This window comes from Bacteroidales bacterium, assembly GCA_035342335.1.
Taxonomy (GTDB): Bacteria; Bacteroidota; Bacteroidia; order Bacteroidales; family JAGONC01; genus JAGONC01.
Genome location: DAOQWY010000001.1, coordinates 49,862 through 59,831 on the forward strand (window position 1 = coordinate 49,862; position 9,970 = coordinate 59,831).

Below are 9,970 nucleotides of genomic sequence, written 5' to 3' on the forward strand. Positions count from 1 at the left end.
CAAACAGGCCGGTTTCATGGATTACAACTTCAGGGAAATAGAACGGAAATGGCAGCATTACTGGGATCGTAACAAGACCTATAAGGCTGATACCGATCCTTCCAGGCCCAAGTACTATGTCCTGGACATGTTCCCGTATCCTTCCGGGGCCGGTTTGCATGTCGGCCATCCTCTTGGCTACATCGCTTCCGATATCATTGCACGCTATAAAAGGCTGAAAGGCTTCAACGTGCTGCATCCGATGGGATTCGATGCCTATGGATTACCGGCCGAACAATATGCCATACAGACAGGCACCCATCCGGCCATTACGACCGGGAAAAATATACAGCGGTACCGGGAACAGCTGGACAAGCTGGGTTTTTCCTATGACTGGGACCGGGAGGTGCGTACCTGTGATCCGTTTTATTACAAATGGACCCAATGGACCTTTCTTCAGCTTTTCAAATCCTGGTACAATCGTGCGACCTGTCGCGCGGAGCCTGTCGCGGAGCTGGAAAACCGTTTTGCAACAAACGGGACCAGGGATCTGGATGCAGCCTGCACCGTACCGATGGATTTCACGGCAGAGGAATGGAATGCGATGGACCTTGAGCAGCAGCAACGGGCCCTGATGAATTACCGGCTGGCTTACCTGGACGATACCATGGTCAACTGGTGTCCTCCTCTGGGAACGGTACTGGCCAACGATGAAGTGAAGGATGGATTTTCCGAACGGGGCGGACACCCGGTCGAGCGTAAACTCATGAAACAATGGTCGCTGAGGGTCACCGCCTATGCACAGCGGTTGCTGGATGGACTGGAAGAGGTTGACTGGCCGGAATCCCTGAAGGAGGTCCAGCGCAACTGGATCGGGCGCTCCGAGGGTGCCGCTGTCGTGTTTCGCATCGACGGATCCGACCACGTCCTCGAAGTGTTCACCACCCGCCCGGACACGCTCTGGGGTGCCACTTTCATGGTACTGGCCCCGGAACATGAGCTGGCAGAGATGATTACCACCGCCGAACAGCTGGATAAGGTCCGGAACTACATTCAGTGGGCCGGAAATCGCTGTGAGCGTGACAGGATCGCAGAAGTGAAGACCATTACCGGTGCATTCACCGGTGCGTATGGGATCAATCCTGTCAATGGAGCCAGGATCCCGGTCTGGATCGCTGATTATGTACTGGCAGGATATGGAACCGGTGCCATTATGGCCGTACCGGGTCACGACAGCCGCGACTTTGCCTTTGCCCGCCATTTTCATCTTCCCATCATCCAGGTGGTCGTAAAAGAGGGGGAACAACCTTCGGATCCTGAAACCTGGAACGAATCTTACGATTCGAAAGAGGGTTTTATGGTCCATTCCGGATTTATCGACGGATTATCCGTCAGGGAAGGAATCATTGCCACGATCCGGTGGCTTCAGGACCAGCATCTGGGCTATGGAAAGATCAACTTCCGGATCCGCGATGCGATCTTCAGCCGCCAGCGCTACTGGGGCGAACCGTTTCCGATCTACTATAAGAACAACATTCCCTTTCCCCTGGATGAAAGCGCACTGCCCCTGGAACTTCCGGAGGTGGATAGTTATCAGCCCACGGAGACAGGTGATCCACCGCTGGCAAGAGCACAAAACTGGAAGACCAGGGATGGATATCCCCTGGAAACCAATACGATGCCCGGATTTGCCGGATCCAGCGGCTATTACCTCAGGTATATGGATCCACATAACAACCAGGTCTACTTCTCCCGGGAAGCTGTCGAATACTGGCGCAACGTGGACTTCTATGTCGGGGGCGATGAACACGGCACCGGCCACCTGATCTATTCCCGTTTCTGGAACAAGTTTTTGTGCGACATCGGACTGGCCATTGAGCAGGAACCCTTTAAAAAGCTCATTAACCAGGGGAAGATCCAGGGACGGTCGAACTTCGTTTACCGGATCAAAGGCACCAATACCTTTGTATCCTGCAATCTCCGGAAAGAGTACGATGTCATTCAGCAACACGTTGATATCCATATCGTTGATAACGACATCCTCGATATCGATGCCTTCAGAAAATGGCAGCCCGATTTTGCCAGTGCCGAGTTCATCCTTGAGGACGGCAAGTATATCTGCGGCTGGGAAATTGAAAAAATGTCGAAGTCGAAGCATAATGTCCAGAATCCGGATGAACTGATCGATAAGTACGGCGCCGATACCCTGCGCCTTTATGAGATGTTCCTCGGCCCGATCGAGTACCATAAACCGTGGGACACCAAAGGCATCGAAGGAGTGTTCCGCTTCATGAAAAAACTGTGGAAACTTTATCATAATGATAATAATGAATTCACTGTGTCGGATGAAGCACCCACACCCGCAGAACTGAAAATAATGCACAAGACCATCAAAAAGGTGGAGGATGACATCCTGCGGTTTTCTCTCAATACCGTGGTAAGTAACCTGATGATCTGCGTGAATGAGCTCACTGACCTGAAATGCAGCAAACGGTCGATCCTTGAAGACCTTGCAGTGCTTCTGTCTCCGTATGCGCCCCACACGGCGGAAGAGTTGTGGCAGATGCTCGGACACGGGGAAAGCATCTCCTTTGCTGCCTTCCCCGCCTGGAAGGAAGACTATCTTAAAGAGGACCTGGCTACGTATGCTGTTTCATTCAACGGGAAACTGCGCTTTACGCTGGATTTACCGGTTAAGATGCCCGCTCCCGAAATAGAGAAAACGGTGCTGGGAGAGGAAAGGTCACAGAAGTGGCTCGAGGGAAGAACTCCGAGAAAAGTAATCGTCGTTCCCGGAAAGATTATCAATCTGGTTGTTTAGTTTCCTTGACAGAACACGGATCATCGTGGAAAATTTCCGTGATATTCCGTGTTATCCGTGTCGTCTGTGTTCCATTGCTCCAGATCCCATCTCCAGGTTTTGGCATGTTTGTTGATTCTCCTGCAACAAATTCCCGCAACAAATGATGAAAACCCTCTTTCATATATTTCTGTCTGTGTCATTTCCGTGTATCCTTGCCTTGTACGCCAGTGCCCAGGACTACCGATTCGTCAACAATTTTGCATTTGAACGGGGGGAACATCTCGAATACAAAGTCTTCTGGGATGCCTGGATCTTGCCCAAGATGGTCGCCGGGACGGCCACCCTTCAGATCACCGAAGAAAACAAACAATTCGATTCCCGCAATACGTATCACATCGTTGGCGTCGGAAGCTCCAGCGGGATGCTGGCGAAGTTCTACACGGTGAGTGACAGGTACGAATCCTATCTTGACGAGCAGGCCCTGATCCCCTGGTACTTTTTGCGTCGCACCAAGGAAGGATCCTATGTAAGGAACGACGACGTGGAGTTTGACCGTAAAAATAAACTCGCCAAAGGCACCTATGCGACCAGGACAGTTCCCGACAACGTACAGGATATCCTTTCTGCTGTTTACTATGCCCGTACGCTTGATTTTTCATCAGCACAGAAAGGAGATGTGTTCCCCTTAGACTTTTTCCTGGATGATTCGGTCTATATTTCTCAGGTCGTTTATCAGGGAAAGGAAACCATAAAGTCGAACCGTACGTCGTACCGCTGCCTGAAATTCAAACCCATGGTGCTTGTTGGACCCGTGTTCAGTGAACCTTACCCGATGACCGTGTGGGTGACCGACGACTCGAACCGTATCCCCGTACGGGTTGAGTCAAAAGTGCTTGTCGGAAAAATCAAGGTGGAACTGCAGGATTTTTCGGGCCTGGCCAATCCCCTGACAGCAAAGCTGGATTAACACTCTGTACCAAAGTTTCCTTATCTTTGCCTTCCCAACCTTCCATATTATGGAATTTTGGAGATTTCATCATCTTTAAGCTTAGGAAGTTTTCCAGAAATCAATTGCATATATGAAAACCAGATCCATCTTACTTCTCAGCCTTTTAGGTGTCATCTTCGTGCTAACAGGTTATACCATGATACATATTACATCCAGGGATCATCCATCGCAGGATCGCCCTGCAGAAGAATTTGTTGCAGAATGGATGAAAGTGGATTCCCTTGTCGGGCAGGGGCTGCCCCAATCAGCACTTGAAATTGTCAGGGAGATCTATGCAAGGGCTCAATCCACCCACAATTCGCCGCAATTTGTCAAATCCATCCTGTACCAGATGAGCCTCCGTTCTGATTTCGAGGAGGATTACATGAAAATGTTCCTCTCTGATACCCGGGAGGAGATCCACCAGGCCGAATTTCCGGTCCGCCAGATCCTTCATTCCATCCAGGCTGAGCTTTACTGGCGTTATTATTCAATGAACCGCCATCTGATCCTCAGCCGGACTCCAACCGTTGATTTTGAAAATCCGGACGTCGAAACGTGGGATTTGACAAGGTTTGTATCGGAAGTGAACCTGTGCTATGATTCATCCCTCGAAGGAAAGGAAAACCTCCGGAAGATCCCGCTGAAAGACTATGATGCGATCCTCGTCACGGAGAAGGATTCCAAAAAATATCGCCCGACGTTGTACGATTTTCTGGCTCACCGGGCCGTGGATTTCTTTATGAATGAAGAGACCGGCCTGACCGAACCCATCTATCGCTTTACCCTGGATTCACCTGACTATTTTGCGCCGGCCAGGGAGTTTACCAGGCTTGACGTTACTGCTAAAGACACTCTTTCCCGAACCTATCACGCGATCCGGTTGTTCCAGGAACTTGCCCGCCTGCACCTGAATGACAAGACCCCCGAGGCACTGATCGATGTTGACCTGAAGCGGCTGAATTTTGTGCATCAGGAGGGTGTGATGGACCTGAAAGACAGCCTCTATCGTCAGGCTTTACAGACAATGCTCGATGACCACAGAAGCCATCCATCTTCAGCAGAGATCAGTTTCCGGCTGGCCAGTGCCTTTTATGAAAAAGGCTCTGCCTATGATCCCCTGAAGTCGGACGATCATAAGTGGGATATCAAAAAAGCCCGCGAGCTTTGCCTGGATGCCCTCAAGAACCATCCTGAATCGGAAGGCGCCGTAAGCTGTAAATCCCTGCTGGAAAGGATTCAAACCAGGGAGATCTCGCTGACGACGGATTATGCCACCTACCACGGCAGCCCTTTCCCCGGGCTGGTCCGTTACCGGAACACTTCAACGGCCTATATCAGGATCATTCAGATGGATCCGCAGAAGGATAAAGAATTACGGGAGCTGGGCCGGGGAGATACTCCGCTCATCACCTACCTCAAACAACCCATCGAGCGCGAATGGAATATCAAGCTCCCGGATGACGGTGACTTCCAGTCACATTCGGTGGAAGTTGCCTTACCTGAGCTGCCGCTGGGTTATTATATCTTCATCATCAGCCCCAATCCCGATTTTTCCTTCAAAACCGAACCGGTTGCCTTTACGGCGCTCTGGATCACCGATATCAGTTATGTCAGCAGGGAATCCGATAAAAAGGGGTACGACGTGTATGTGCTGCACCGCGATGAAGGGACACCCCTTGCTGACGTTGCAGTGACCGCCTACAGACGGGATTATGATTACCAGACCAGGGAATACAGGATGACCGTATGGAAGGAGTTTGTGACCGACGCCCAGGGCCTGGTTCAAATCCCCGCTGCAGGCAAGGGTGAACGGTCACAGTCGCTGATCATGGATTTCCATAAGGCGGATGACCGGTTCATGACCGACACCTATTTTTATCATTATTACAAGTCTTCTAAAGAAAAAGAAAGAAAACCAAGGACCTACTTCTTCACTGACCGCGCTATTTACCGCCCGGGCCAGACCGTGTTTTTCAAAGGGATCATGATCGAATCTGACGGGAAGGTCAATGAGATTCTGAAAAAGCAACCCAGCGAGGTTGTCTTTTATGATGCCAATAACCAGAAAATATCCGGGATAAGCCTGATAACCAATGAATACGGATCGTTCAATGGTTCGTTTACAGCTCCCGCGGGCGTTCTGACCGGACGCATGACCATCCGCAATGAGTCGGGATCAGTTGCTGTTCAGGTCGAGGAATATAAACGGCCAAAATTTGAGGTGGTCTTTGAACCCGTGAAGGGTGTCTATAAGCTTAATGAACAGGTTACGGTGACCGGTGCGGCAAAGTCCTATGCAGGCACGGGCCTGGATCAGGCCCGGGTGAAGTACCGGGTGGTTCGTTCTGCCATTTTCCCTTATCCGATCTGGTGGCGGGGATGGTACCCTGCCAGCCCTGAAATGGAAATCGCCAATGGCGAGGTCATAACGGGCGACACCGGACAGTTTGCGATCACCTTCAGGGCTGTCCCCGACCCCGGTCTTCAAAAGATCCATAAACCTGTCTTTCATTACAGGATCTATGCGGATGTGACCGATGTCAACGGTGAAACACAATCATCGTTTACGGTGGTCGCTGTGGGATATAACGCCTTGCTGGTGGATGCCGATGTTCCGGCACAGGTCAGCAAGACCGGGAACACCTCTTTTGCCGTCCGGACCACCAATCTGAACGGACAGCCGGAGCCGGCAACAGTCAGGGTGGGTATTTATAAATTACAGGAACCCGGCCGGATCTTCAGGGAGAGACAATGGTCCCGTCCGGATAAATTCATTCTGTCGCAGAAAGAATTCTATGATCTCTTCCCGTACGATATCTATCAAGAGGAAGACAACAAGGAAACCTGGGCAAAAGAGTCCACCCTTGTTGAAAAAGAAATCCGGACACCGGCTGATTCACTGATTGTACTGGAAGGACTTTGGGGATGGAAGAGCGGGACCTACCTGATTGCCCTGAATACAACCGATGCTTTTGGCGAGAAGATCGAGGTTAAAAAGTACGCTACGGTGTTCTCACCCCAGGATAAGAAGGCCCCCGGTGAAATGCTGCACTGGCACACTGCGCTGAAAACCACCGGAGAGCCCGGTGATAAGGCTCAGCTTGTGATGGGTACCGCCGAAAAGAATGTACGGGTCATCCGGGAGGTGATCCACGAGAACCGGACCGTTTCCAGGGAATGGATTCGCTTGAACGACCAGCAGCGGCTGTGGGAAGTCCCCATCCGGGAGGAGTATCGTGGCAACTTCCAGGTGCTCACTGCCTTTATCAGGCACAACCGCAGTTACCAGGATAAACAGCTTATAACGGTCCCCTTTACCAATAAGGAGCTGGCCATCACCTTTGAAACCTTCAGGAACAAATTATTACCCGGCCAGCAGGAAGAATGGAAGATCAGGATCATCGACAGGAAAGGTGACAGGGTGGCAGCTGAAATGGTCGCCACCCTGTATGATGCTTCGCTGGATGCCTTTGTGCCTCACGCCTGGAATTTTGACCTGTTCAAACCCTTGTCCGGCATCGTAGGATGGAATGTGGAAAATGCCTTTGGAACGCGCACCAGTGAATCGTACACCAGTGCTCCTTACGTGGATATTCAGCCCATCATCCGGCAGTACGATGCGCTGAACTGGTTCGGGTTTGATTCCTGGTCAGGACATTACCGGCCCATGCTCAAAGGAATGGCAGCCAGAAGCACGGGCGTGAACGCACGAGAGGAAGGGATGATGGATGTTGCCATGGAGCAGGACGCAGCCATGGCTGAAACCGAAAGCGCAAAGGGCGAAGTACCACCCGCACCGGTCTCCGAAGAGATGCCGGCTCCTGCAGGGAGTTTGCAGATCCGGAAGGAATTTCGGGAAACGGCTTTCTTTTATCCTACTTTACAGACCAATCAGGACGGCGATGTCGTCATACAGTTCACGATCCCCGAGGCGCTCAGCCGCTGGAAGATGCTGGGATTCGCACACACGCAGCAATTGCAGAACGGGATGGTTACTAAGGAACTGATCACGCAGAAGGACCTGATGGTGTTTCCCAACGCACCACGTTTTTTCAGGGAAGGTGACCAAATGATGTTCAGTACCAAAATCAACAACCTCTCCTCCACGCCTTTGAACGGGAAAACTTCCCTTGAAATTTTCAATGCCATTACCATGCAGCCTGTGGATATTGTTCAGGGTGATCACCTGAAGGAGATTCCCTTCACGGTGGATGCAGGGAAGAGTACGGTGGTGAAATGGCCGCTGGAGATACCTTTTGAGGGAATGCAGGCTCTTACGTATCGCGTCATCGCAACGGCGGGCAATTTTTCAGATGGAGAGGAAGCCACGTTACCGGTGCTCACCAACCGGATGCTGGTGACCGAGACGATGCCCCTGCCGGTCAGGGGAATGCAGACCAAACAATTCGAATTCACCAAACTGCTGGAATCCGGGAGCTCAACGACGCTGAAGAATCACCGCCTGACACTGGAATATACCTCCAACCCGGCCTGGTATGCCGTTCAGGCACTGCCCTATCTTATGGAGTACCCCTATGAATGTTCCGAGCAGGTCTTCAGCCGCTACTATGCGAACACCCTGGCGAACCACATCGCCAATTCCAACCCGAAGATCAAACGTGTGTTTGATGCGTGGAGGAATTTCACGCCGGATGCCCTGCTGTCGAACCTCGAAAAGAACCAGGAGCTTAAGGCATTGGTCCTGGAAGAAACCCCCTGGGTCCTGAATGCGCAGAACGAAGCGGAACGGAAGCAGCGGATCGCATTGCTTTTCGACCTGAACCGGATGGCCTCCGAACAGCAGGTGGCCCTGAAGAAACTCCGGGAGATGCAGCTGCCCAATGGCGGCTGGCCCTGGTTTAAGGATATGCATGACAACCGGTACATTACACAGCATATCGTTGCCGGATTCGGGCACCTGAATAACCTCAGGGTGAAGGATATGGTGGCTGATGACCAGGTGTGGCAAATGATCAGGAAAGCCGTTCTGTACCTTGACGAACGCATCAGGGAGGATTATGAACAACTCCGGAAATATTATCCGGACAAGATGGATGAACAGCATATCAGCTACACTCAGATCCACTACCTGTACGTCCGAAGCTATTTCAATGCCTTTAATTTCAAGGTGGAAATGGATTCCAGGAACAAGGAAGCGTTTGATTATTTTCTCGGACAGGCGAAAAAATACTGGGTGAAACAGAACAATTACATGCAGGGAATGATTGGACTGGCACTCCATAGGTATGGTGACACAAAAGTACCTGCAGGCGTTGTTAAATCACTCAAAGAGAGAGCCATAACAAAAGATGAGATGGGGATGTACTGGCGGCAGGACGAAGGGTATTTCTGGCACCAGGCTCCCATCGAAACACAGGCGCTTATGATCGAACTGTTTGACGAAGTTGCCAGCGATCCGAACTCCGTGGAAGAGATGAAGGTATGGCTGCTCAAGCAGAAGCAGACCCAGGACTGGAAGACCACCAAGGCCACTGTTGAGGCAGTATACGCCCTGCTGCTCCGGGGAACCGACCTGCTGGCCAGCGATGAGCTGGTGCAGGTGAAGCTGGGAAGCACGGAAGTGGATCCGCGGCAGATGGATGACGTGAAAGTGGAGGCGGGCACAGGTTACTTCAAGACCGCCTGGGCAGGGAACGCAATTACTCCGGATATGGGGAATATAACGGTCACCAAGTCTGACGAGGGCATCGCCTGGGGAGCAGTTTACTGGCAGTATTTTGAAAACCTGGATAAGATCACACCGCACGAAACCCCTCTTAAGCTGGAGAAACAGCTCTTCATCGAACGCAATACCCCGTCGGGGCCGGTGATGGAACCCATCGTTACTGATAAAACGAAAGTGAAGGTTGGGGATAAGATCAAGGTGCGGATCGAGATCCGGGTTGACCGCGACATGGAGTATGTACATTTGAAAGACATGCGTGCCGCGGCGTTTGAACCCGTGAATGTGCTTTCGGGGTACCGGTACCAGGGCGGGCTGGGCTATTATGAAAGCACGCGGGACGCCTCCACCAATTTCTTCATCGGGTACCTGCCCAAAGGAACGTATGTGTTTGAATATCCGTTAAAGGCGTCGCAGGCCGGGGAATTCTCCAATGGCATCACTACTGTCCAGTGCATGTATGCGCCGGAGTTTGCCTCGCATTCGGAAGGCCTCCGTGTGCGGATATCCGATT

The 9,970-nt window shown here is 51.6% G+C and carries 3 protein-coding genes; all 3 read left to right on the forward strand.

Features of this window, described 5'->3' with window-relative positions:
• Positions 1-16 precede the first annotated feature (16 nt).
• Positions 17-2,800 carry a leucine--tRNA ligase gene (gene leuS, locus PKI34_00225; protein HNS16228.1) on the forward strand — a complete coding sequence of 928 codons (2,784 nt, stop codon included), beginning with the start codon at positions 17-19 and terminating at the stop codon, positions 2,798-2,800.
• Between the two features lie 142 nt (positions 2,801-2,942).
• A complete protein-coding gene (locus tag PKI34_00230; protein HNS16229.1) occupies positions 2,943-3,749 on the forward strand; it encodes a DUF3108 domain-containing protein in 807 nt (268 codons plus the stop codon).
• A 112-nt stretch (positions 3,750-3,861) separates the two neighbouring features.
• On the forward strand, positions 3,862-9,970 hold a 6,109-nt coding region (locus tag PKI34_00235; GenBank protein HNS16230.1), incomplete at its 3' end, for an alpha-2-macroglobulin family protein.

Excerpts from the sequence above, each read along its gene's own strand:
- leuS (HNS16228.1), top strand. The coding sequence starts at position 17 with ATGGATTACAACTTCAGGGAAATAGAACGGAAATGGCAGCATTACTGG.
- PKI34_00230 (HNS16229.1), top strand. The coding sequence starts at position 2,943 with ATGATGAAAACCCTCTTTCATATATTTCTGTCTGTGTCATTTCCGTGT.